This window comes from Marivirga sp. (genome assembly GCF_051117495.1).
In the GTDB taxonomy this organism is placed as follows: domain Bacteria; phylum Bacteroidota; class Bacteroidia; order Cytophagales; family Cyclobacteriaceae; genus Marivirga.
Map to the genome: position 1 here is coordinate 62,973 of NZ_JBNPEF010000027.1, position 22,920 is coordinate 85,892.

General features: G+C 33.9%; 19 protein-coding genes. 14 read left to right on the forward strand and 5 right to left on the reverse strand.

What is annotated here, in order from left to right:
* The first annotated feature begins 45 nt into the window (after positions 1–45).
* From ACFE0M_RS14425 to ACFE0M_RS14435, 3 genes are all read left to right on the forward strand, one after another.
* Positions 46–1,155 carry a DUF4221 family protein gene (locus tag ACFE0M_RS14425; protein ID WP_434546483.1) on the forward strand — a complete coding sequence of 370 codons (1,110 nt, stop codon included), beginning with the start codon at positions 46–48 and terminating at the stop codon, positions 1,153–1,155.
* A gap of 349 nt (positions 1,156–1,504) precedes the next feature.
* On the forward strand, positions 1,505–2,209 hold the full coding sequence (locus ACFE0M_RS14430; protein WP_434546484.1) for a response regulator transcription factor: 705 nt from the start codon (positions 1,505–1,507) through the stop codon (positions 2,207–2,209).
* A gap of 68 nt (positions 2,210–2,277) precedes the next feature.
* Positions 2,278–2,997, forward strand: coding sequence for an SDR family oxidoreductase (locus ACFE0M_RS14435; protein WP_434546485.1), 720 nt, complete (start codon positions 2,278–2,280; stop codon positions 2,995–2,997).
* 77 nt (positions 2,998–3,074) lie between these two features.
* Here the strand turns inward: ACFE0M_RS14435 and ACFE0M_RS14440 are convergent, their stop codons facing one another.
* Entirely contained in the window at positions 3,075–3,932 is an 858-nt protein-coding gene (locus ACFE0M_RS14440) for a M57 family metalloprotease (protein WP_434546486.1), read from the reverse strand.
* Between the two features lie 330 nt (positions 3,933–4,262).
* Here ACFE0M_RS14440 and ACFE0M_RS14445 point away from each other — a divergent pair, with 330 nt between their 5' ends.
* From ACFE0M_RS14445 to ACFE0M_RS14490, 10 genes are all read left to right on the forward strand, one after another.
* Positions 4,263–6,965, forward strand: coding sequence for a S8 family serine peptidase (locus ACFE0M_RS14445; RefSeq protein WP_434546487.1), 2,703 nt, complete (start codon positions 4,263–4,265; stop codon positions 6,963–6,965).
* A gap of 203 nt (positions 6,966–7,168) precedes the next feature.
* Positions 7,169–7,786, forward strand: a complete 618-nt coding sequence (locus tag ACFE0M_RS14450) for a DUF4159 domain-containing protein (protein WP_434546488.1) — start codon at positions 7,169–7,171, stop codon at positions 7,784–7,786.
* 322 nt (positions 7,787–8,108) lie between these two features.
* Positions 8,109–9,074, forward strand: coding sequence for an AAA family ATPase (locus ACFE0M_RS14455; protein WP_434546489.1), 966 nt, complete (start codon positions 8,109–8,111; stop codon positions 9,072–9,074).
* A 159-nt stretch (positions 9,075–9,233) separates the two neighbouring features.
* Complete coding sequence (locus ACFE0M_RS14460) at positions 9,234–10,097, forward strand: DUF58 domain-containing protein (protein ID WP_434546490.1); 864 nt, start codon at positions 9,234–9,236, stop codon at positions 10,095–10,097.
* Entirely contained in the window at positions 10,094–11,110 is a 1,017-nt protein-coding gene (locus ACFE0M_RS14465) for a BatA domain-containing protein (protein WP_434546491.1), read from the forward strand. Before ACFE0M_RS14460 ends, ACFE0M_RS14465 begins: the two co-directional genes overlap by 4 nt.
* Positions 11,103–13,277 carry a hypothetical protein gene (locus tag ACFE0M_RS14470; protein WP_434546492.1) on the forward strand — a complete coding sequence of 725 codons (2,175 nt, stop codon included), beginning with the start codon at positions 11,103–11,105 and terminating at the stop codon, positions 13,275–13,277. The genes ACFE0M_RS14465 and ACFE0M_RS14470 overlap by 8 nt, the downstream gene beginning before the upstream one ends.
* Complete coding sequence (locus ACFE0M_RS14475; protein ID WP_434546493.1) at positions 13,270–14,979, forward strand: hypothetical protein; 1,710 nt, start codon at positions 13,270–13,272, stop codon at positions 14,977–14,979. Before ACFE0M_RS14470 ends, ACFE0M_RS14475 begins: the two co-directional genes overlap by 8 nt.
* 4 nt (positions 14,980–14,983) lie before the next feature.
* Positions 14,984–16,447, forward strand: coding sequence for a M20/M25/M40 family metallo-hydrolase (locus tag ACFE0M_RS14480; RefSeq protein WP_434546494.1), 1,464 nt, complete (start codon positions 14,984–14,986; stop codon positions 16,445–16,447).
* 264 nt (positions 16,448–16,711) lie between these two features.
* Entirely contained in the window at positions 16,712–16,894 is a 183-nt protein-coding gene (locus tag ACFE0M_RS14485) for a hypothetical protein (RefSeq protein WP_434546495.1), read from the forward strand.
* Between the two features lie 49 nt (positions 16,895–16,943).
* Positions 16,944–17,408 carry a DUF2452 domain-containing protein gene (locus ACFE0M_RS14490; protein ID WP_434546496.1) on the forward strand — a complete coding sequence of 155 codons (465 nt, stop codon included), beginning with the start codon at positions 16,944–16,946 and terminating at the stop codon, positions 17,406–17,408.
* Between the two features lie 128 nt (positions 17,409–17,536).
* Here the strand turns inward: ACFE0M_RS14490 and ACFE0M_RS14495 are convergent, their stop codons facing one another.
* From ACFE0M_RS14495 to ACFE0M_RS14505, 3 genes are all read right to left on the reverse strand, one after another.
* On the reverse strand, positions 17,537–18,154 hold the full coding sequence (locus ACFE0M_RS14495; RefSeq protein ID WP_434546497.1) for a response regulator transcription factor: 618 nt from the start codon (positions 18,152–18,154) through the stop codon (positions 17,537–17,539).
* On the reverse strand, positions 18,147–18,947 hold the full coding sequence (locus tag ACFE0M_RS14500; RefSeq protein WP_434546498.1) for a sensor histidine kinase: 801 nt from the start codon (positions 18,945–18,947) through the stop codon (positions 18,147–18,149). The genes ACFE0M_RS14495 and ACFE0M_RS14500 overlap by 8 nt, the downstream gene beginning before the upstream one ends.
* Positions 18,948–19,554: 607 nt before the next feature.
* The gene (locus ACFE0M_RS14505; protein WP_434546499.1) at positions 19,555–20,142 is read right to left on the reverse strand and encodes a hypothetical protein; all 588 of its coding nucleotides are present in this window, start codon (positions 20,140–20,142) and stop codon (positions 19,555–19,557) included.
* Positions 20,143–20,456: 314 nt separating this feature from the next.
* Here ACFE0M_RS14505 and ACFE0M_RS14510 point away from each other — a divergent pair, with 314 nt between their 5' ends.
* Positions 20,457–21,146 carry an aspartate/glutamate racemase family protein gene (locus ACFE0M_RS14510; RefSeq protein WP_434546500.1) on the forward strand — a complete coding sequence of 230 codons (690 nt, stop codon included), beginning with the start codon at positions 20,457–20,459 and terminating at the stop codon, positions 21,144–21,146.
* Positions 21,147–21,511: 365 nt separating this feature from the next.
* Here the strand turns inward: ACFE0M_RS14510 and ACFE0M_RS14515 are convergent, their stop codons facing one another.
* On the reverse strand, positions 21,512–22,813 hold the full coding sequence (locus tag ACFE0M_RS14515) for an IS1380 family transposase (RefSeq protein ID WP_434546501.1): 1,302 nt from the start codon (positions 22,811–22,813) through the stop codon (positions 21,512–21,514).
* Positions 22,814–22,920 lie beyond the last annotated feature (107 nt).

Below are 22,920 nucleotides of genomic sequence, written 5' to 3' on the forward strand. Positions count from 1 at the left end.
TATTTGAGGAGACTTTAAAGTCTCCTTTTTTTAATCTAAAAGGTTATGAGTAAATATAATTTAGTTTTATTAAGTCTGTTTTTATTTGTCTTAATGTCCTGTAAATCTGAGGACGAAATTTCACAAATTGACTATAATACCAAGCCGTTTAATATTAAAATAGGAGCTGAAGGGATTAATAGCCATTATAAATTTGTTGTTTATAATAAAAAAGGTGAATCCGTACTTCATTATTATGACTGGATGCGCAAGAGAATTACTTTAATAAATTTTGATGAAAAAAAAATTGTTGATCATATTCCCTTCAATGATGCAAAGTACCCTATTAATGGATTATATCATATGATAAAAACCGACAGTAGCTACCATGCAATTCGTAATATAGATTATTTTTATTGGTTAGCTCCTAATGGAGATGTTGACTATTTTAAAGATGGAAAATCTTTCAAAGGAACTTTTAATGAAAAGGGACAATATAGACCAGTGGATATCGAAAATTCCAATAGCGACAATATGAATTTTCATGTAGTATCTAGAAAGGCTAATCATGATTTAGATTTTCTCAAATCTTTACAATTTGCGCATTATGACTTCCTAGATAAAAAGGTTAAAATATTCCCTACTGAAGTATTTGGATCTGAATATGTAGGTAAGGATCAAACATTAGCATATAGATCAGACCCATTTTTATTAAGCATTAACAACATAAATATTATCCATTATCCATTTACGGCAGATCTGCAAATTATTTATTCAGATACCAAAAATTCTAAAATAATTAAATATAGCGATGTTAAAGCCTCAATACCTGACATGGAGCCAATTACATCTGCAGAACTTGAAGGTGCAGTAAATTCATTACGGATCAAAAAACTAGATGAACCGATTTCATACTATCCTTTGATCTATGACGAGTTCCGCAAATTTTATTATAGACCCTATATGTTAGCGCGTGATTTAGATGTTGAAAAAAATGCAGATTACTCACTAAATTTATTGGTTTTTAACCATAAGTTTGAATTGTTAGGTCAGCTAGAGCTTGGCGATAAGTATATGCCATTTTTATATATTACAGATGATGCAGTTTACATTCGTAAAAAGGAACAACGTGAATCTTATATTGAAATGGATGAATTAATTTTTGAGGTTGAATAATTCCTTTAATACCGTAAAGTTAGTTGTTCTATTGTAGCTTTTTTTCTTAATGCTTCTCCAACTTGCATAGTTGGTAGAGCAAATGCTTAATTTGAGGATCGTATTCATGAGTATTCAAAGCCGAAGGAATCAGTGGGGAAGGTGTAGCTACTATGGAAAAGTTTAAGGGAGATTAAAATATAGCTCAAAGCTTATTTTAACTCTATATTAATAATTCACCTGATTTTCATATCCAATATTAAGGCTAGTTTACCTTCAAGTTATTTTCGTTTTAACTTCATTTTTTGGGTATAGATTCATTTCCAATTTGTGCTTTCTTAGAGTAATCATTTTAAGGAGTATCTAAAAAATGCAACAAAGCAGAACGGCCGTAATAGCTGACGATGATAAAAGTACATTAAGGGATTTGGTGAAAATATTGGAATCGGAAAATTTCAATGTGGCTTTGGCATTGGATACTCAACACGCAATCCAACTCATCAATAAACATCAACCCCAGTTAATTATCTCTGAAATTGGAAATCAAAATTATGATGGAATAAGTCTCTTTAAGTATCTTAAAAGCGAGGTGGCCTTGAGGGAGATTGAACCCAAAATCATTGCGCTTACCTCCAATGATGATGAACGCAATGAAATATTGAGTTACGAATCCGGAATTGATTTTTTCTTAAGAAAGCCATTAAGGAAAAATGCCTTTAAAAAGAGATTGTCAAAGTTTTTTGGTGCAGAAGATTCCTTTTTTAATTTAAAACCAATAGAAGAATATGAAATAAGGGATTTGTATTTTGATGTTAAAAAACGATTACTTTTTAAAATGCCCTCCAAAGATTTATTACAAATTCAATCTAAGTCTTATGATATACTATTGTTCTTAGCGCGTTTTCCCAATCAAGTTTTTTCACGGGAACAGCTCATGCAAGCTATTTGGGGCAATGCTGCTAAAGTGACTTTGCGTTCTGTCGATATTCATATCCTAAAAATCAGGCAATTGCTAGGAGAGGGCTATATTAAGACTATCAAAGGTGTAGGATATCTATTCAGACAAAAAAAATAAGTTTCGCTTATTTATTTTGTAACCAATCAATTTTGAATCAGTTGATTTAGTGTAAACAAAATCAAATTATGCAAAACTTAGAAAATAAAACAGCGCTTATAACAGGTGGAAGTAAAGGAATAGGCTATGGAATAGCGGAAGCCTTATTAGCAAAAGGAATCAATGTTGCCATCACCAGTAGAAGCCAAGAATCAGCTGATAAAGCAGCAGCATCTTTAGCGAAGAATGCTAAAGGGGAAGTTTTAGGACTTCAAGCCGATGTTAGATCCTTTGAAAACCAGCAAACTTGTGTGAATGCCGTTTTGGATAAATGGGGAAAGCTTGATATAGTCATTGCTAATGCAGGTTTAGGGCATTTTGCTTCTATAGATGAAATGGAAATAGATAAATGGAATGAAGTGATTGATACCAATTTAACAGGTGTCTTCTATACTATCAAATCCAGTGTTGAAGCTTTAAAGAAAAATGGTGGTTATTTCTTTACTATTTCCAGTCTTGCCGGTACAAACTTCTTCCCAGGTGGTTCCGCTTATAATGCCAGTAAGTTTGGTTTAACAGGTTTTACTCAATCAGTAATGCTGGATTTAAGGCAAGAGGGCATTAATGTTTCTACCATTATGCCAGGTTCAGTGGCAACCTATTTTAATGATCATGAACCCAATGAAAACGATTATTGGAAAATCCAAAAAGAGGATATAGGTCAAATGGTAGTTGATTTATTGGAAATGAACCCTAGAACCTTGCCAAGCAAAATTGAGGTAAGACCAAGTAGGCCTCCTAAAAAATAATCTGGTACATATCAAAAAGTAAAAAAGGTCAGCAATCGCTGACCTTTTCTATTGTTACCTTTAACTCCAAATAGTTATTAGTATAAGTATTCTAAAGCTACTCTGTCATAGTAGCCAAATTCACCATCTTCATTTGCACTAAAGCAAGCAAGCATTAAGGAATTTGCATCAATATTTGTTGGAGTGCCTGGAATATGTATTGCCCCTACACCTGCAGTACCTTCACTTCCACCAGAACCGCAAGAATATGAACGGTTAAACCAATCAGTGTGACGTAAGCCAACCGAATGTCCCATTTCATGTCCAATTACGTGCTCAACTACATTAGTGTCATAATTGCTAGTGCCTGATTGGATTTGGATAAATTTGTATGGATCACCTCCGCTCGGGAATCCTGCGCTTCCACCACCAGAACCACTTACTCTATAAACTACCATGTCATAAGGGGAATAGTTAGTTCCGTAAGTTAATGTGAAAGTTAATCCAGTATTAAGTGCGTTGTAATTGTCAACTGCCCACTGCAATGCAGTTCTCATTTTTGAATCTAATCCATTCGAATTATTTCCAGTATAACCAATCACATTAATTGTTCTGTTTTGGCTAACTAGATTAGATGTTCTGTACTGTTCAGCGAATTTACCTGTATGGAATAATTCGCTTTCGGACATTTCTCTTAATTGTTTTTCATTAATTAAAATGTCACCTTCTACCACATAATTGAAACCTTGGTCACCATTTAGTGGGTTGTTGAACTTTTCGCGGTAAGCATCACTCGGATCAAATCCAAGATCTTTTAATTGATCTTTTACTTCTTCCGAAACTATACTTTCGTCAATTTGAGTTGCCATCTCTTCATCTTGTTGGCAAGAACTCATGAATACTGTTGCGGCCATGAATGTAAGCACATACATGACACCTTTTCTTAAATTTGTCATAACTTTGTATAAATTTTAGTTAGGTTTGCAACATATTGTTTTTATTTTGAATATTAAAAATATTACATCGATTAATTTTTAAATAACATATAAAATATAATAAAAAATTAATATAATACAATTTAATACAGCTAAAACCTTATGAAAAATTGTTTCAATATTTCGTATTTCAAGAATGAATGGTTTCGAACAAGCTTAATAATATTATATTTTAGCTTGATTTGTAGTGTTCCATTATTAGCTCAAGAGAATCATAGATATGCTTCATCTTATAGAATTGGCCCGTCTATAAGTTCATCGAATAATATAAGTAATGGTAATTACTATTTAATGAAGCCTATATCAGAAGATATATCATTTTTTAATGATTTAAAAGGTATAGAGGTAGTAAAAAAGTTACTAAATAACTCATATATAGTGCTTTTTGATTCATTAGAAGAAATCAATAGAAGTAAATTGTTAAAATATGTATCTGTTTACCCAGTCAACAATTTTTGGAAATCCTCAAACATAACTAAGATAAATGATAATTCTATTTTACATGGTGATTACCTAGTACAAGTAATCGATGAACTACAGTGGCAAGAATTCATCAAATTAGAATCTAAGATAAATGCAATTAAGTTGCAAGACGGTCTTTATTCCCTAACAATTGTTCGTATGCCTGTTTCTAAACTTCTTAATAAATCATTTATTACTTACATAGAAAAACAGCCAAGTATTACTAAAAGTAAGGTTAATGTGCTGGATCTTAATTTACATCCAAATAGGATAAATGCAATTCAGGCATATTTTACATATTTAAATGGAGCAGGTGAATTAATAAGCTTAAAAGAGCCTTTTTATGATACTAGTGATATAGACATTACCGGGCGTTATGTAAATACTGAAACCGAAAGTGAATTTATAGATAATCATGCTTTGGAAATGGTCATCATTATTTCTGGAAATGGAAATTCGTCTTTAACGGGTCTTGGTGTTGCACCTAAATCCTTTCATACATCCAGTTCAAATGAGGATGTTATTCCAAATCCTATTGAATATTTTACTGCTAATGGCATTAACACCCAAAATCATTCTTATGGTACTGGAGTAGAATCATTTTACGGAGTAGGCGCTTCTCTTTATGATCAACAAATTTATAAAGCACCCCATATTTTGCATATTTTTTCAGCAGGCAATGCTGGTTTAGAAAGTGCTGATCATGGTAGATATCAGGATATTACTGGCTATGCAAATATCACAGGAAATTTTAAACTCGCTAAGAATGTATTAACAGTTGGCGCTGTAGATACCGCTATGAATACAATTGTTCTTAATAGTAACGGGCCGGCTTTTGATGGAAGGATAAAACCGGAACTTGTTGCTTATAGTATGACCGGAACATCTAATTCGGCTGCTTATGTGAGTGGCGTAAGCTTATTATTACATCAGGCATATCGTCAAAAATATAGTACTGATATGCCTTCATCTTTGGCTAAGGCTTTTTTGATTAATAGTGCTGACGATATCGGAGCTTTAGGGCCAGATCATAAAACTGGCTATGGTAGTTTAAATGCTTATGAAGCCATTTTACAACTTGAGGAAGAACATTTTATTCAAGATAAAATCGAGTTTGCAGATGTAAAGAAATATAAAATAGCTATACCTGAAAATGTGGTAAATCTTAAAGCCACATTAGTTTGGACTGATCCACCCGCCACTCCAAATGATGAAATAGCTTTAATTAATGACTTGAATATTCAGGTGTTGGAAGGAAATAATCATATCCATCTTCCATGGGTTCTATCAACCGAGCCCAATATTGTGTCATTGGAGGAATCAGCAAAAAAAGGAAAAGACCATTTGAACAATATTGAGCAAGTGCATATTGCCAAAGTTGAATCTGATACCATTGAAATTGTAGTTAGTAGTCAATATCCATTAGATACATCACAGGTTTTTTCCATTGTGTATGATTGGGAAATTGAAAATGATTTTAGATGGACTAGTCCTACGTATAAAGATAATATTCCATACAATGGCGAAACCGTTTCACATCTTAGATGGGAAAGTAGTTATTCAGCAAATCAAACAGGGAATTTGTATTATAAAATGATTTCAGAGGAAGATTGGCAATTGATTGAAGAAAATATCCCATTAAAAACGGAAAATTATAGATGGGATCCTGAGATAGTAAATGACCATGCCCAGTTGAAGATGGAAGTGAATGATAAAACATATTTAAGTGATACCTTTTCTATATCAGAACCACTTCGCTTAAAAGTAGGATTTGATTGCACTGATTCCTTATCTTTTTATTGGAAATCGATTGATGAGGTGGATTACTATAAACTTTTTAACCTAGAGGGAAGTGAAATGAAATCATTTTTGAGCACTCAAGATACAAGTGTCACTATTAACAAATCAGATTTGAGCAGTTCTTTTTTAAAAGTTCAAGCATTTAAAAATAATAAACCCTTAATTCAAGGAGGAGCAATTGATTTAAATTTGCAGGCCTCAAATTGTTTCTTAGAGGCCTATTTTGTAGAGGCTGTTCAAGGAGAAGGTATTTACCATAATATTCTTTTATCATCCGTAAATGGAGTTGATAAAATTCAAATTCAAAAAAGAAATGAGCTAGAAAATAGTTGGGATTTATTGGCCGAGCTTGATGTTATTACGTTCGATTTGAAATATATAGAAGAGCAACCAATCAATGGGTTTAATGAATCAAGGGTTGTGATAAATTTTTCCAATGGGGAAAGTGTCATTAGCCAAACCCAGTCCACTTATTTTGTTAATGATGCAGATTTCATCCTTTATCCTAATCCATTATTGATCAATCAAGACTTAAAGGTTTTTGCGAAAGAAGCTAAACCTGATGCATTCATCACTTTCTACAATTTGCAAGGACTAGAAATCATTTCATTTCCAATTCCAAATGATCGAAATTTCCTTGATTTGAATTCATTTCATGAAGGACTATATATTTACAGAATCAGAGATGATGAAAATCAATTTGCTCAAGGAAAAGTATTGATTCGAAATTGAGTTTAATCTATTCTTCATCAATTATTATCGGTTATTAGCCCTAGTGTTTAGTTAAGTGAAGAAATGAATTTTGGCAGATTTTATAAAAAAGAACCAATATGAAAGACTAAGATAATATTGTCCAATAATTCACTTTTCTGACCATTTATATAATTACCTAAGAATTGATTGTTCACATTCTTTTTTTACCGTAAACTCGTGAAATGAATAAATTTTTCTTCACACGCTTGCAATATGAATCAGGAGATTGGAATGTGGATCAAAGGATGCCAAGCAATCTCTTAAATTCGCTCATTGAATATACTAATATTCCGGTTGATACCCAGGAAAGGGTGGTGCCCTTGAGCAGCGAGGAGATTTATGAGTGCCCTTTTTGCTATTTAAGTGGTCATAAATTGGTGCAGTTCACTCAGGCTGAAAAGGAAAATTTCATTAAATATATTGATAATGGAGGTTTCATCTTTGTGGACGATTGCAATCATGACATAGACGGACTATTTGCAAAATCCTTTGAAAGCCAGATGGCTGAAATTTATGGTGATGATGCATTAAAGAAAATACCTAATGACCATCCGATCTATTTCAGTTTTTTCGAATTTGAAGATGGTCCACCCACTACATCTCAAGAATTGAATGGCTGGGGAGATGATATCGTCCATGATTATTTAAAGGCCATTGAAAAGGACGGCAAAATAAGAGTGCTCTATAGCAATAAAGATTATGGTTGCGAATGGGATTATGATTTCAGAAACAAAAGATGGCTAGCAGAAGATAATACTAAGTTCGGGGTGAATATTGTGATGTATGCGATTTTTGGGTAGAGTGAAGGGTGTTTAGTGTTGGGTGTGGGTTGATTAAGTTTCTTAAGTAAGATGGGAAGTAGGTGAAATGTTAGAAGTAGGAAGCTTGAAGTGTAAAGAAAAGTCAGTACCGAAGGTCAGACTTTAATGTGAGCTCCTAGTGTGCCAGCAGACGAAGAACTGAGGCATGGAAATAGCATTTTTTTAAGTTCCGAAGGGACGACATTATGGAAATAAGAAACAAAATACTATACTTTAGCCCTATAAGGGCAACATTATAGATTATAACTAGAAATACTAGCATACTTTCTAGATACTTGATACTAGCTACTAGATACTGAAAATGGAAGAAATACAAAATACAGTTTTAAAATTTAAAGAAGCCCGAAAGGAGCTTTCAAAAGCCATCATCGGACAAGAAAACGTGGTCAGCGAGGTTTTTATGGCTTTATTGGCAGATGGGCATATTTTATTGGAAGGAGTTCCAGGTTTGGGAAAAACACTTTTAGTTCGTTCCCTTGCCAAAGTGTTGCAATTGGATTTCCATAGAGTTCAGTTTACACCTGATTTAATGCCCTCTGACATCATCGGAATGGAAGTTCTGGAAGAAGACCGAAGCACTGGGAAGCGTTTTTTTCAATTTAATAAAGGCCCGATTTTCACCAATATTTTATTGGCAGATGAAATCAATAGAACGCCACCTAAAACACAGTCTGCTCTATTGGAGGCCATGCAAGAACGTGAAGTTACCTATGCTGGTAAGACCTATGATTTACCTAAGCCATTTTTCTTATTAGCCACCCAAAACCCTTTGGAGCAATCTGGAACTTATCCTTTGCCTGAAGCACAATTAGACCGTTTCCTATTTTATACGGTTGTGCAATACCCCGCTGAGCAAGAGGAAGTTGATATCCTTGAACTCACTACGGGAAATCAAAAAAATGAGCTTAAACCAAGCTTAACAGCGGAGGAAATCCTCAAAGCCAGAAGCTGGGTTCGGGATATTCATATTGATAAGGAATTACTAAGAAAGATTAGTCAACTTGTGCGTTCTACTCGTCCTCAGACTTCTGAAATTGATTTGGTAAAACAATATGTAGATTGGGGCGCTGGGCCAAGAGCAGGGCAGTCCATTGTTTTGGCTTCCAAAGCACATGCATTCCTAGATGGTCGTTTATCTGTAATTCCTGAAGATATAAAAGCGGTTGCTTTGGCCGTATTGCGCCATAGAGTAGTGTTAAATTTTGTGGCTAAAACAGAAAAATTTACAGTGGAAGATTTGATTCCTGAATTACTCAAAAGTATCTAGCATTCATGATACTACGGTCTGACGCATTGTATCTACATTAAATTATGGGATTATATTATAAATTTTTCACCGATATTATGAATATTTCTTTAATTGAGGCGTATGAGCGTTTTGGGATTAAGAATATGTCAAATTAAACTTTATTTAGAACTACATTCAATGAATTCGCTCAATCAAATATTTCGAATGCCTGACTTTGAGGCACTAAAAGCTCTTCAATTGTACATTAAACATCATATTGAAGGGGTGATGATTGGTATGCACCAAAGCCCTAAAACGGGGTTTGGAATTGAGTTTAAAGAATATAGGAACTATGTCCCAGGTGATTCGCTTAAGCAGTTGGATTGGAAATATTATGCCCGCACCGACCACTACATGATTAAGGAGGCCGAAATGGAAAAGCAACATGATTTCATATTCGTATTGGACAGAAGTCTTTCCATGAATTTTGAGATGAAGGACGCTAGTAAATTCAATTGGGCTCGTACTTTAATAGCTTCTTTGGCTTTTTTGGCCAGTAATCAACAAGATAAATACTATATTTTTAATCAGGATAATCCACCAACAGATTTTGAGACATTTCTCTATAGAATGATTCAATTGCAGACAAATGGAGAAATGAGCATAAAAGATTTAAGTCCATCTGAAAAAATCAAAAATAAAAGTACTGTTTTTATTTTTACCGATGGTTATTCCGATGAAGTGGAATTTAAGGACTTATTAAAAAATTGGGCGGTGGCATCCGAAGAAGTGATGCTGATTCATTTATTATTTGAGAATGAGGTGAAGCTTGAATTTGATGGTCAATATTTCACTTTTAAAGATTTGGAAGGGAAGGGCAGTGTACAAACCAATACTCAAGATGGTTTTCAGGATTATCAAAATCGAGTTCAAGAATGGAAAAATGGAATTGAAAAAGCCTGTGCAAAAAATGGTATTGCGTATTCGCAATTGAATGGTCAGGAGGGTATCCAAAAAGCAATATTTGAGATGTTGAACCACTTTAACCAATCTTGGGCATGAATTGGCTTAATCCCATAGCACTCTGGGGTTTAAGCGCTTTGGCGGTTCCCATTCTCATTCATTTGTGGAGTAAAAATAAGACCAAGGAAATTGCTTTTGGTAGCATCCGTTTTTTAAAAGAAAGCAGCACATTACAGTCCAAAAGAATCCAATTTTCTGAACTTCCGCTGTTATTGCTACGCTTATTGATTTTGTTTTTAGTGGTGATGCTTTTGGCTCAATGGGTGAATTTTCAGGAAACAGAAAAGGAAAAAGCTTTATTGCTGGGAGAAGGAATTAACGTCCCTAAAACTTATTCTAATGAAGAAATCAACCTATTAAAAATCAGTGAATTTGGTGAGACATCCAATCATTGGCATCTACTGGAAAGTATTTCTAAACAACATCCTGAAATAGATTCACTTATTTACATCAATGAATTCAAGGACACGGATTTTGTGGGAGCTATTCCTAAATTGAATTTTCATTTAGAACTTATATCAGCTGTAAATTCCCGCCATATTGAGGAAGATTATACAAGCCTTGATACTGTACTTATCCATTTTGAGAAGCTTCCGCAATTAATGGAGCAAAAGTTGGATAAGGTATTGAAAGCAAATAATTTATATACTTTTGAGAAGCTAAATTTTGTCCAATCTGAAAAGCAGGAAGCACAATTGATTTTGACTAATTCAATGCAAAAGCGGGAAGTCAACCAAATTGTATTGACCGACAGTATATCAAGTGATTATGAAGTGAAGAGGAAGCAATCTTACAGCATATTGTACCTAAAAGAAATATGGCTCAATAATCCGCTAAATGAGGATATGTTTTTGGCTGTGGTTACGGAGTTTATAGCACATATAGTGGAACCTCAATATCAATATACTTCATTTGAGTCATTGCATGCTCGGAGAAATGAAAACATAGAGGAAATCCAAAAAGCACAAACATTTGAAGAGGAGTTATTAGGGTTGATTGTTATCTTGATCCTATTGGAAAGGTTTATTAGCTATCAAAAGAAACATGCATAAGGGATTCGAAAAATATTGGACTAAGCTTAAAAGCCGTTTTAATCTATGGCTAGGATTATCAGTTGGAATCCCATTTTTATCCGCTATCCTTTTGTTGTTGGCGGTCGCTAATTTCTTTCAATTGACTGTCCCTTTTGCGTTTTGGGTGGTTTATACAGGCTCTGCTTTAGGATTACTTATGATTTGGAATCCAAAATTGATATGGAACAACCAAAAGCTTATGGAATTTCTTCATCAGGAATATGATGAATTGGAATATAGCCTATCTCTATTTTTCAAAAAGGACTTGAATGAGCTGGAAAAACTTCAGCAGAAAAAAGTATTTGAGCAATTACCCTCAGTCCAAAAAATTAACTTCCCAATAGCTTTAAGGAACCTATACATCTTGCTGATATTTAGCGTATTGTTGTATAGTATTTCATTATTTCATCAAATTGATGATAGGACTACATCTCACATTTCAGCTACCAAGAAGCAAGAAAATATACGTCAGGATAGTATTATTCAAAAGCCACAATTGGAATTTGATTACAGGCTTTCGGTATTCCCACCAGAATATACAGGCTTGAAAAGTTTTCAATGGCAAAAGCGCCAAAAAATACCGGAAGGAAGCCGATTGCTGTTTGAAAATAAGGGGAATATCAATTTTGATTTGATATGGCAAAATCAATACGACTTCAATTTGAAATCTGAGCAATCAAAAACATTCACTTTAAATCAGTCTGCTATTTTTCAAATTGAATACCAGGAAAAAGATAGCTTAATTTCATTGAGGCCTGAAGTATTAGAGGTAATAAGGGATAATCCGCCCATATTATCCACTAATTTAAAGGAAAATCGATACGAAATTGATTTCGAGGCTGTGCCCAAAGGATTTCAGCTGGATTTGGATATTGAAGATGATTATGGAATTATTTCTGCTGACATTATTATGACTTTAAGCAGAGGAGAAGGAGAGGCGGTGAAGTTCCGCGAGATGAAACAATCCATTTTAGGCATTTTGAATACGCTTAAACGACAGCAATTGAATATCAGCCTACCCTTGGATACATTTTCCTTAGAACCCGGTGATGAGCTCTATTTTTACTTTGCTGCAATGGATAATAAAGTACCCAAAGCGAATATGGGCCGAACGGATGTTTATTTTCTTTCAATAGCTGATACCAGCGAACAAGAATTAGTGGAATATGAAGGTTTTGCCCTTACCAATGAAGCAGAATATTTCAAAAGTCAGAGACAAATCATTATAGATACAGAAGCACTTTTAGAAGAAAAAAATCAAATCCCCCAAGAAGAGTTTGAACAAAGAAGCAATACAATTGGGGCAGACCAGAAATTATTACGCCTGAGATATGGGGTCTTTTTGGGAGAAGAATTTGAAACTACTGGCGGATTGGGAGAAATTGATCATTCAGGGCACGATCATGGTGATTTAGCGCATGAGGAAGAAGAACATGATCATGATACGCATGAAGGCCATGAAAATGAATCTGAGGGCAATTTTTCTAATCCCATCTTCAATGAAACCCCTGAATTGGAAGCTTATGTTCACGCCCACGATGATTCAGAATTATCGACTTTTTTGGATGCTGAAGTAAAGGCTAAACTTAAAGAAGCTTTGGCTAATATGTGGGAAGCAGAATTGTTCTTGAGAACCTACAAACCTAAGGAAGCCCTTCCTTATGAGTATAAAGCCCTAAAACTCATTAAGGATGTTAAGCGTGCTTCTAGAATTTATGTGGAAAGAATGGGCTTTGAGCCACCTCCATTAGATAAGGATAAAAAACGATTAACGGGCGATTTGGACAAAATAAAGGCCAAAACATCAGAACATGAATTAGGAGAAATGCCATTTGAGGAATTGCTTGCTGATACATATAACCAACTTATAAAGGCTTATCAGAGAAAGGATTTAAAATCTGCAGAAAAAAACCTTAATCTTTTTACGGATAAATTAGTGGAAAAAATAACCTCTGAACCCGTTCGCTACGGAAGTCTTTTGGCTAGTATTAAGCAATTTCAATCCAACAAATCAATGCGGGATTTAACTGCTATTCTTATCATTATGGAAGATATGTTGAGTCTGGATGAAATGAAAAAAGGAAGCCGGTCGAAAAGCATGGAAAGTACATTGCACAAAACCTATTATGAATTAGAGAATGATTGATTGGATATCTGATATAGCGTTTGAAAAATCATTTGAGCTTTGGCATTTGGCTGTATTTCTGGGGCTATGGTTTTTAAGTGTTTATTGGGAATTCCAAAAGAATAAGCCTAGAAAATGGTTAAGAATTATAGCTTTATCCTGGGTGCTTATCTCATTGTATATCATTTATTTATCACCTTATGTTTTAACAGAAAAACCTAGGAAATCAGTAGTGATTGTAAGCCAACAAATTTCTAAAAGCAGTATTGATTCTTTAGATAAACAATATGATTTAAGCATCTTAATACAGAATCAAAATGGAAGTTTTATGACAGTAGAAAATGAGAAAGAAACTTCGCTTAATGAACTGGATTTTCTAATTGACACTGCTTTTGTTTACGGCTATTTACCACACCTGAATCCTGTAGATTATCAATTTCGAAAAGATATTGACATTCAAAAGGGCATTCAACTCCATTACCCTAAATTCATTGCATTGGGTGATAGTCTTAGTATCAAAATCAAAAATCTTGAAAACAAAAAAATTAAAATTAAGGCCTTGATGGGTCAGGATACCGTCTCAAAAAATTTATCTAAGAATGGAAATTGCAATATATCTGTGCTCCCTAAAATGACTGGCTATGTTTTAGCGGATATTTCAACTGATGATGCTCAGTATCATTTGGCAGTTACAGTTGAGAAGCCAGAAAATTATGTAATGCAAATCCTTTCTGCAGTCCCTGATTTTGAATGGAAATTCTTAGCGGATTATTTGAAATCAAAGGAGCATTCGGTTTACCAAAGGACACAAATTTCCAAAGATAAATTCAAATCCTCATTTTTCAATTGGCATGATTCATTAACAATCAATAGGGGGGTGGCTCAAGATTTAAAAGTGCTTTTTATTGATGCCAAAGCTTGGGATGATTTAAGTCGAAATGCGCAAAATCTTTATTTGAATAAGCTAAAAGAAAATAAGGGAAGTTTGATCTTCAGAAGCAATCCAAACAGCCAAATTCAGCTTGATTTAGATAAATCTAATTTGACTAATATTTTTAGCACAAGCGATAATTTACTTGAGTCGGATAACTATAAGTATTTACAATTCAGTAATTTATATAATTTAGATGAAGTGGCTCAAAATGCTATTTTTAGAAAGGTTTTTCCTGAGATGATATTAGGAGTCATTAATTTTCAAAATAGTTTTCAATTAAAATTATCCGGTAAAGAGGAAGAATATTCTCAACTTTGGTCACCTATTTTTAATGATTTAATCCAAAAATCCGAAGGACTATTTTATGATAAAACCGAATGGTCAATACAATATCAGCCTTTCTTTTTCAGGGCTTGGACTGCTGAAAAAATAGAGGAGATTTCTATTATAACTCCGCAATCAGACAGGCTGAAATTGACATCAAAAAGGGATTTTTTATTTCCCGAAAGGCATCATTTTATGTTTTATCCCCAAGCGGAAGGTTGGCACTTTATTCAATTAGAAAATCAAACTGAATCTATTCCGTTTTACGTGCATTCAGAAACTCAAGCAAGTCAATCAGAATTCTTATCCAATTACAATTATGATTACTTAAATTATCTTAATTTTGAGGATTCGGTTACTCAGCAGAAAGCTTTAAATTATAATCGTGAATCCATAACAATGTGGTTCTTCGTACTGTTTCTAATGAGTATTACCTATTTGTGGATTGAAGATAAAATTACCTGAAAATATGATAAGATTTTTTGTGCTATGTATTGTATTTTTTTCCACTTCTGCTTTAGCTCAAAATAAAACCGACTCAATCAAACTACCTCCATCAGTTTCACTAGCTGAGTCTATCGATTTACTTTCAGCCTACATTCAAAGAGAAAGTGTTTCAGGAAACGAAAAGGAAGCGGCCATTTTTATTGAAGATTACATTTTAACCACAGATTTACATTTAAGGGTTTTTTCCAATTTTTCGGATAATTATAACCTTGCGGCATCACTTTATCCTTTAAGTAGTGGAAAGCCCAATATTATCTTACAAAGTCATATTGATGTGGTTCCTGCCGAGGATTTAGATATTTGGAAACATGACCCTTATAGTGGTCATTTTGATGGAGAATACATTCATGGACGTGGGGCTTTGGATGCAAAAGGACTTGGGGTTATGCAATTAAAGGCACTGGAAGCATTCCAGCATGATTACGATACAGCAGCATTACCTTTCAATATTACTGTACTTTTTGTTTCTGCGGAGGAAACGGGGGGAGATAAGGGAGCAAAATACTTGATGGAAAACTTTGAAGATGAATTAAATGCGGTTGCTGTTTTAGGTGAGGGTGGAGCTGGCTATAAAAATGTTTTACAAAATGATCCCGGAAAAGTGGTTTTTGGTGTTTCTATAGCGGAAAAACAAAGTTTATGGTTACAGCTTAAAATTATCAGTAATGCTGCAGGACATGGTGCAGCACCATCATCTGATTATGCCAATATTCAATTGATCAATAGTTTAAATAATATTACCAATAGAAAGGTTTTATTGCTTTTTAATACCAGCACCAGAAGAATGTTTAGAAGATTAGGAAGGGCAGAGGGTGGTATTAGAGGATTTTTTATTAGGAATATTAATTGGTCTATTTTGGCGCCTTTTGTAAGGAAGCAAATTGAACGCGAACCATTTTTATCTTCCTTATTAACCAATACAGTGACCGTAACCAATATTTATAATCCACCGGGGCCACCCAATCAAATCAGTACCTCAGCAACAGCGGTTTTAGATTGCAGGTTGGTACCTGGAACTTCGTCCAAGAGCTTTATTCGTTATATCGAAAGGAAATTGGATAATGATAATATCAAAGTATCGGTTATATCAGAAAGTCCGGAAGCACCACCTTCCAGATTAAATAAATACTATAAGGCCTTGGAAGATGCCTTGGCTATTAGCTATCCCGAGGCGGAAACAATTCCTTTTTTATTCCCTGCTACTAGTGACAACAGCTTGTTCAGATCTTATGGTATTCCCTCTTATGGTTTGATTCCTGCTGTGGTGACGGAGGATGATATTAATAGTATTCATAGCGTGAATGAGCGAATAAGCTTGGATGTTTTGCAATCAGGTATCATGGTTTATTATAACTTTATGAAAGAATTGCAGTTGAAAGAACGGTTTTCACTTTTTGGATTTATGGATGAGGAGGAAGAAGAATAGCTTACAATCAAAACCTGTCAAGTTTGGATTATACAATTGATTGTCAGTTAGCAATTATCGCAGGAATTAATTTACAGAAACCTGACAGTCACTTAAAATATTAATCAGTTATTCGGGTCGGTGTGGCTCTGACCGGTGTAGAATCCATGATTGGTGGCACACCAACCATTTAAATCTTGATAAAAATCTGACAGTTAAAGCAAAAAAGCAAATGTTAAACTAATTGTATTCGATTAGGTTTTCAGAATTTGAATAAAATACAAAATGAAAAAATCTAGAATATTTCTATTGATAGCTATCCTCTTTATGCTAATAGTTTTTTACGTGGTTTATGATATGTCCACTAAAACTGAATTTCGAAAATTTGGTGATGAAACCGAAGAAAACAAATCCGTTAAAGATAGTGTTGAGCAAGAAAATCCTATGGAAATAGAAATCCGGAGGTAATACGAAACTTTTCCAAAGTTAAGCTGTAATTTATTTCATAAATTTTGATATGAGCGAATCGGGCAAAAAAATAGATATTGATAAAATTGATTTAGAGAAGATGAAAGAAGGTACTACGGACAAACCGGGTACCATCGAATTTCCTCATCATTCAGGAAGTGCTATCATCAAACCTACCGATAGAGGGAAAATAAAAGGTAGGGCAGTTTCCGCCATGCACGAACAGACCGACAGGCAGATGAATCAGTTGTATGAGCAAATGCAATTATTGGCCAAGCAAGCAAATGACTTAAAAAGCCGTGTAGAGATTTCAGAAAGAATTTATCTAGCCAAAATCAATTTTGAACCGCTTATTAATCATACTTATTATCTTTATGAAGGCCCTGATGGCAAAGATATTCTTTCATTAATAGCCCCAAATGAATGGGGTAGAAGTAATACAAAGATGAATTATTTGGCTACAGTTAAACTGTTGGCAGATCATACTTGGGAAGTGATAGACAAGATCCCCTAATCAGCCAGCTGGCAATGAATATAGCACCGAAACAATAGTAGGAGTCACAGTGTTGAAAATAAAGCACAAAATCATATTAGAACGTCAATCCGTGCTTTTGCCCACATTCGGGGCTGGGTCTTGGGCTGTTAAATCAACTTATTTTCATAGGCAAATTGAACCAATTGCGTGGTATTATTGACTCCGGTTTTATGCAAAATATTTTTTCTGTGGGTACTGACCGTATGTTTTGAAATATATAATTTAGTGGCTATTTCATTAGTGCCCATTCCTTCCGCCAAAAGTTTAATTATTTCAATTTCTCTTTCCCCTAATTTATAAGAAGCTATTTCCTCTGTAGTATCCGTGAAATCTTTAATTTTATCATAATAATACTTTCCACTTTGTACTCTTAAAATTGCATCATACAATTCCTTGCCTGAATTATTTTTCAATAAACAACCGTCTATTCCCAATTTTATGATCTCGTCTATAAATGATTTTTGGGCATACATAGTGAGCATAATAACCTTAACATTGGGATATTCCATTTTTAGAATTTTAGCGCAACTAATACCGTCCATTTCAGGCATGTTAATATCCATTATGGCTACATCCACCTCATTGGCCTTAACAAATTCGATTACTTTTTTGCCGTTAGAAAATTGTCCTATTAATTCCAGATCCTGATGATTTTTCAAAACTTCAGACAACCCATCCAAGATCATCTGATGGTCATCCGCCAATATGATTTTAATTTTATTCATTGAAAGGTATTTCTATAATGACAGCAACTCCTTTTTCGGGTGCAGAATCTACCGTTATTTTTCCATTTAATTTACTCACTCTTTTATCGATATTTTGTAGGCCAAGGCCTTTTACACTTTCATTATTATTTAAGTCAAAACCTAGCCCATCATCCTCATAGATGATATTAAGATATTTGTTTTTCAATTCTAAAACTTCCAACCTAATATTTTTAGCTTGAGCATGTTTTAACGTGTTATTGACCAATTCTTGAATAATTCTGTACAATTCTGTATTGATTTCATTTGAAAAAGGGCTGTTTAATTGTATATCAAAATGTGTTTTTAAATGGGTTAACTCATCAAGGGTGGAAGCCAAATCCTTTAATGAAGCCTCTAACCCAAAATGCTTCAAAAGACCGGAGTCCAGACTGTGTGATATCTTCCTAGTTTCGTTTGCAGCTTTTTGAATCAATCCATCTATTTTGGTGATTTTTTCCCGGATATTATCATCCATCTGCTCTTTGGGCAAGGCATCGATTGATAAGTTGGCAGTAACCAATAGACTGCCTAAGTTATCATGAAGCTCTTTGGAAACTCTTTGCCGTTCTTTTTCCTGCCCCTCTAAAAGCGAGTAAGTATTTTTTAATTCCTGTTCATTCAGCAAATCCTCCACTTTTTGATAGGCTATTTTTCGTTTTAATAATTTTCTTTGATAGAAGAATACAAAGAGAATAATGCCAACAGCCAAGGTTAGCATACCGGATGCCCCTACTGCCAGCGTTAGAATTATTATCTCCTTTGAACCATCCATAAGCCAAGAGCGAAAATTATATTTTTTGAAATATTTCCAATATTATGAATAAACCACAATGAGTAGTCAAATAAACCCGACATTATTTCTGTTGATAGAAAAAAAGGAAAAAATGCCAGAGAAAAATAAATTAGAATACCCACGTTGTACCAAAATTCGGGTGCTTTGCTTTTAAAAATATCTTCCTCATTGATGTATATCTGATAGAAATATTTAAGTGAAAGAATAAGGAAAATTAAACATTTAATAGTAAGTGAGAAACTAAAAAAGTCATAAATAGGATTTTTATAGAAAAATTCAATTGCTAAAGTTGATATAAAAACGATTAGCAAAAGAATTACTAGCTTGTTACCCTTATTCAAAAGACTTTTATATAAAATGAGCAGTAAAATTGTATCTATTATGGAATAGAAAAATAGATAAATATAATTTCTATCAACAGCATATCTTGAAAATAGATCGGTAAAGAACGAGACAAAAACTATAATTATTAGAATTTTATCTACTCGTAAAAAATGATTTTTACTCCTAAAAATAAATATGATGATAAAAAGTAAGGGCGAGTAAATTGAAAGATTAGATTGAATTTTATAAAATATTTCCATATTTAATCACACTCTGTCGGACATGGATTTGAATAATTTAAAATAGGGTCTTCATCTTCTGTTTCTCGCATTTTTGGTAAATCTGGGTTGCCTAAATTAGGATAATCTTGATTTTCCTTAGTCACAGCTATCATGAAAACATCAAAGTATTTTTTTCCTTTTGTTTTAGAAATAGTTCTATAAACTCTGACACCGGTTAATTCAACTGAATCTTGATCTTTATTAATCTTATCAATTCTTTGGATTAGCCCTCTCATTTTTTCAAGTCCGAAAATATATCCATAAGAATTTTGAATACCTGGTTTTCCGGGATTATTTCTTCTGTAGGCTAACATTGAATCCAATTTGCCTTTAGCGGTAGTTTGGGAAATGAATTTCCCTATGGTTGAATCAACTCCATTGGAAATCATGCTTGAAAAATGTTCCTTCAATTCTTGATCGCTGTCCGAACTAGTTTGATTTTCTTCAGTTTGAAGCTTCTGATCACTTGTTTGTTTTTGTTCAATACCATTTTCTACGGAATAGAAATGATAAATTACCATAGCAATTAAAGCCAAAAATAATACGATTGTACTGCTTTTGTAATTCATGTCAATTAGGTTTTATGCTTGAAGATAAAAAATTATTGCAAATTATATGCTTTTGTATCAGTTTACAATACCCTAATTTGGGTATTCTGTAAGTATCAAATTGATTATTCTAAGAGATGGATAGGTAACCTAAGTTACTTCAAACTATTAATTTTATTTTTAAATTGAGTTCTTTCAATATAAGATTTATTTATGAAATAGTCATAAGTCCAGCATACCAACTTTAAAGAATATAACAGGTCGTTGAAGGTTAGTGGACTTGGCTTTTGAAATTTGACTATTCTATGTGACTTTTTAATGTAAACTCTAGATACATGAAAACATTGGGACTAATAGGAGGTACATCTTGGCACGCTACTGTTGAATATTACAGTGAAATTAATAAAAAGGTAAGTAATATAATTGGAAAACAGGCCAATCCTGAATTGATAATTTATAGCATTAATATTGAATTAATGCGTGAGCAAAACAAAGAGAAGATTCAAGCTAAATATTTTGAAGTGAGTAAAAAGCTTCAAGAGGCAGGAGCAGAAGGCATTATTATTTGTGCAAATACCCCTCATATGGTTTATGATTATGTACAGCCTAAAATTGATATCCCAATTTCACATATAGGAATAGCCACAGGAAGGGCAGCACAAGATGCTGGATTTAAAACATTAGGATTATTGGGCAATAAACCTACTATGACCGGCCAATTTATTCCTTCCGTTTTAGAGGATAATTTTGGGATGGAGGTCATAATCCCAGAAGCCAATGATTTAGAACAATCTCATTTTTATGTATCGAAAGAATTGACTCAAGGTGTTTTTTCAGATCAAGCCAAAGAATTTTATTTGAATCAAATTAATAAATTAAAAAATAAAGGAGCTGATGGCATAATTTTAGGTTGCACGGAATTACCACTGCTGTTGAAAGATGTAAAAGCTGAATTGCCTATGTTGGCCACTACTGATTTGCATATTGATATGGCTGTTAACTTTATAATGGATGGGAAAGGTTGAATTTTATTTTTTATAAAGTATTAATTCCCTCACCAAGCGTATTGCGAAACAAAACGCATTCGAAATGTGCGGTGTATCTGGCCTGATATGCGCTAAATCCAGTCTGACCTTCGGGCTACTGACATAATTCCCCATCTCGTCCTCCTTTGTACCTAAAATCCGCAGGTCTATATTATATCGATCCATTTTAATTAATTTTTTAATGATTTTACTTTTTATACCCTTGTTTTTAAAGGAAAACAAGACTGGTAGTAGCAGTTTCATGTTTTCCTTCAAGTATTTTAATATTTTGGTCATACTAATCCTATTAGCTCTTCAGCTTATTTGTAATTTTAACAAGAGGTTTGTTGGGGTTTAAAATTTTGTTAAGTTTCAAATGCTAAACTTCCATATATCCTAAGCTTCCAACTGCGGGCGTTCTTAACCCATTTTGCAGGAGTGCATATAAACCTAAATATGAACTTTTTTATTCTGAAGTTTGCCTTCAACCCCTTTACCCTCTTTGAAAATTCTTTGATGATATGGGCATATAAATTCTTACAGATTGCGGAAAAAAGCAGGAATACAGTGTTTTGTTCCAATTTCGAGAAAGGCAAGTTGCCCCATCCAAAATCATTTTTTAATGCATCAAATTCCCGTTCGATTTTCCCTCTTTGATTATAAAAGAATACCACCTGGTCATTGCTTAAACCCTTATCATTTGTGATAATGGCACTGTAAGTATAATCCTCGCCTGTAAACAGGTTGAGTTGTCCATCATTTCTTTTGATTTTGGTGACAACATATCTATAATTCTTTAAGGGTTTTTTATACTTAAGCCGGCTTGCAGCTTGTTTGAAGGGTGAGAATTCTATTGATGCCCTGTAGGCTTCTTCGCCATCTATCTCTACCTTTTCCCAATTTTCTATGGTATTTATGGTATTATAGAGTTGAGCGTTCATTCTTGCTTTTATATAAAACTTGTCCACATTTTCAACAACCTCAAGCAAGGTCGATAATTGATAGGAAGCGGAATCAGCCCTAAAAACATCTACTTTCACCCCCTGCTTTTTAAGCAAGGAAAACATCCTTGCCAATGTATCCTGCTGTAAAGTTTGGGCATCACTGTTTCCGTTTCTGTTTTCAACATACACGACCTTATCTTCAATTATGCCCACCCCTGGGGCATAGCCAAAGGCCTTTTTATAGGTTTTTTTAGCATCTGATTTTTCTGTGAAAATCAAGGTATTGTCATAGTCCAGTACAACAGGATGTCCACTATCTTTAATTAGGCCTGCTGTATTTAACAATTTGATGTTAAGCTCATTAAGCCTATCGTTAAAGCTAAATTGGTGAGAGGAATTACCCCGAGGCGTACCAAATTCCTTTGAAGGAACGGAAAGTTCTTTCATTCTTTTCAACAAGCTGTCAGGACTGCAACTCCTCAGAAGGGGATTGTCCTTCAATGTATGTTTTAAATTGTCCGAAAGGTCTTCTATGCAATCACCCCCGCAAAAATAAATTGACCAAAAATTATAAAGAATATCCCTCCAACCAAATTGACTTTGCTTGGGTAGATCAGGAAGTTCATTGTTTAATATACTGCCTATTGATAGGTTATCAAGAGCTTTTATAACAAAATTCAAGCCGCCAAATGGGCTGATCTGTTTTGAATTTATTACCTTCATATCAGTGTTTGTTTGCATCACCAATATAGGTGAAAACACTGAAGCCGTAAAGTCTTAGCGATAAGTATTTTACGGCTTATTTTCCTTTTTACCTGCGGATTTTAGGT

What these genes read in the sequence shown, in the direction of transcription:
- ACFE0M_RS14425 (WP_434546483.1), top strand. Translation starts at nt 46, where the DNA reads ATGAGTAAATATAATTTAGTTTTATTAAGTCTGTTTTTATTTGTCTTA.
- ACFE0M_RS14430 (WP_434546484.1), top strand. Translation starts at nt 1,505, where the DNA reads ATGCAACAAAGCAGAACGGCCGTAATAGCTGACGATGATAAAAGTACA.
- ACFE0M_RS14435 (WP_434546485.1), top strand. Translation starts at nt 2,278, where the DNA reads ATGCAAAACTTAGAAAATAAAACAGCGCTTATAACAGGTGGAAGTAAA.
- ACFE0M_RS14440 (WP_434546486.1), bottom strand. Translation starts at nt 3,932, where the DNA reads ATGACAAATTTAAGAAAAGGTGTCATGTATGTGCTTACATTCATGGCC.
- ACFE0M_RS14445 (WP_434546487.1), top strand. Translation starts at nt 4,263, where the DNA reads ATGAAGCCTATATCAGAAGATATATCATTTTTTAATGATTTAAAAGGT.
- ACFE0M_RS14450 (WP_434546488.1), top strand. Translation starts at nt 7,169, where the DNA reads ATGAATAAATTTTTCTTCACACGCTTGCAATATGAATCAGGAGATTGG.
- ACFE0M_RS14455 (WP_434546489.1), top strand. Translation starts at nt 8,109, where the DNA reads ATGGAAGAAATACAAAATACAGTTTTAAAATTTAAAGAAGCCCGAAAG.
- ACFE0M_RS14460 (WP_434546490.1), top strand. Translation starts at nt 9,234, where the DNA reads ATGAATTCGCTCAATCAAATATTTCGAATGCCTGACTTTGAGGCACTA.
- ACFE0M_RS14465 (WP_434546491.1), top strand. Translation starts at nt 10,094, where the DNA reads ATGAATTGGCTTAATCCCATAGCACTCTGGGGTTTAAGCGCTTTGGCG.
- ACFE0M_RS14470 (WP_434546492.1), top strand. Translation starts at nt 11,103, where the DNA reads ATGCATAAGGGATTCGAAAAATATTGGACTAAGCTTAAAAGCCGTTTT.
- ACFE0M_RS14475 (WP_434546493.1), top strand. Translation starts at nt 13,270, where the DNA reads ATGATTGATTGGATATCTGATATAGCGTTTGAAAAATCATTTGAGCTT.
- ACFE0M_RS14480 (WP_434546494.1), top strand. Translation starts at nt 14,984, where the DNA reads ATGATAAGATTTTTTGTGCTATGTATTGTATTTTTTTCCACTTCTGCT.
- ACFE0M_RS14485 (WP_434546495.1), top strand. Translation starts at nt 16,712, where the DNA reads ATGAAAAAATCTAGAATATTTCTATTGATAGCTATCCTCTTTATGCTA.
- ACFE0M_RS14490 (WP_434546496.1), top strand. Translation starts at nt 16,944, where the DNA reads ATGAGCGAATCGGGCAAAAAAATAGATATTGATAAAATTGATTTAGAG.
- ACFE0M_RS14495 (WP_434546497.1), bottom strand. Translation starts at nt 18,154, where the DNA reads ATGAATAAAATTAAAATCATATTGGCGGATGACCATCAGATGATCTTG.
- ACFE0M_RS14500 (WP_434546498.1), bottom strand. Translation starts at nt 18,947, where the DNA reads ATGGATGGTTCAAAGGAGATAATAATTCTAACGCTGGCAGTAGGGGCA.
- ACFE0M_RS14505 (WP_434546499.1), bottom strand. Translation starts at nt 20,142, where the DNA reads ATGAATTACAAAAGCAGTACAATCGTATTATTTTTGGCTTTAATTGCT.
- ACFE0M_RS14510 (WP_434546500.1), top strand. Translation starts at nt 20,457, where the DNA reads ATGAAAACATTGGGACTAATAGGAGGTACATCTTGGCACGCTACTGTT.
- ACFE0M_RS14515 (WP_434546501.1), bottom strand. Translation starts at nt 22,813, where the DNA reads ATGAAGGTAATAAATTCAAAACAGATCAGCCCATTTGGCGGCTTGAAT.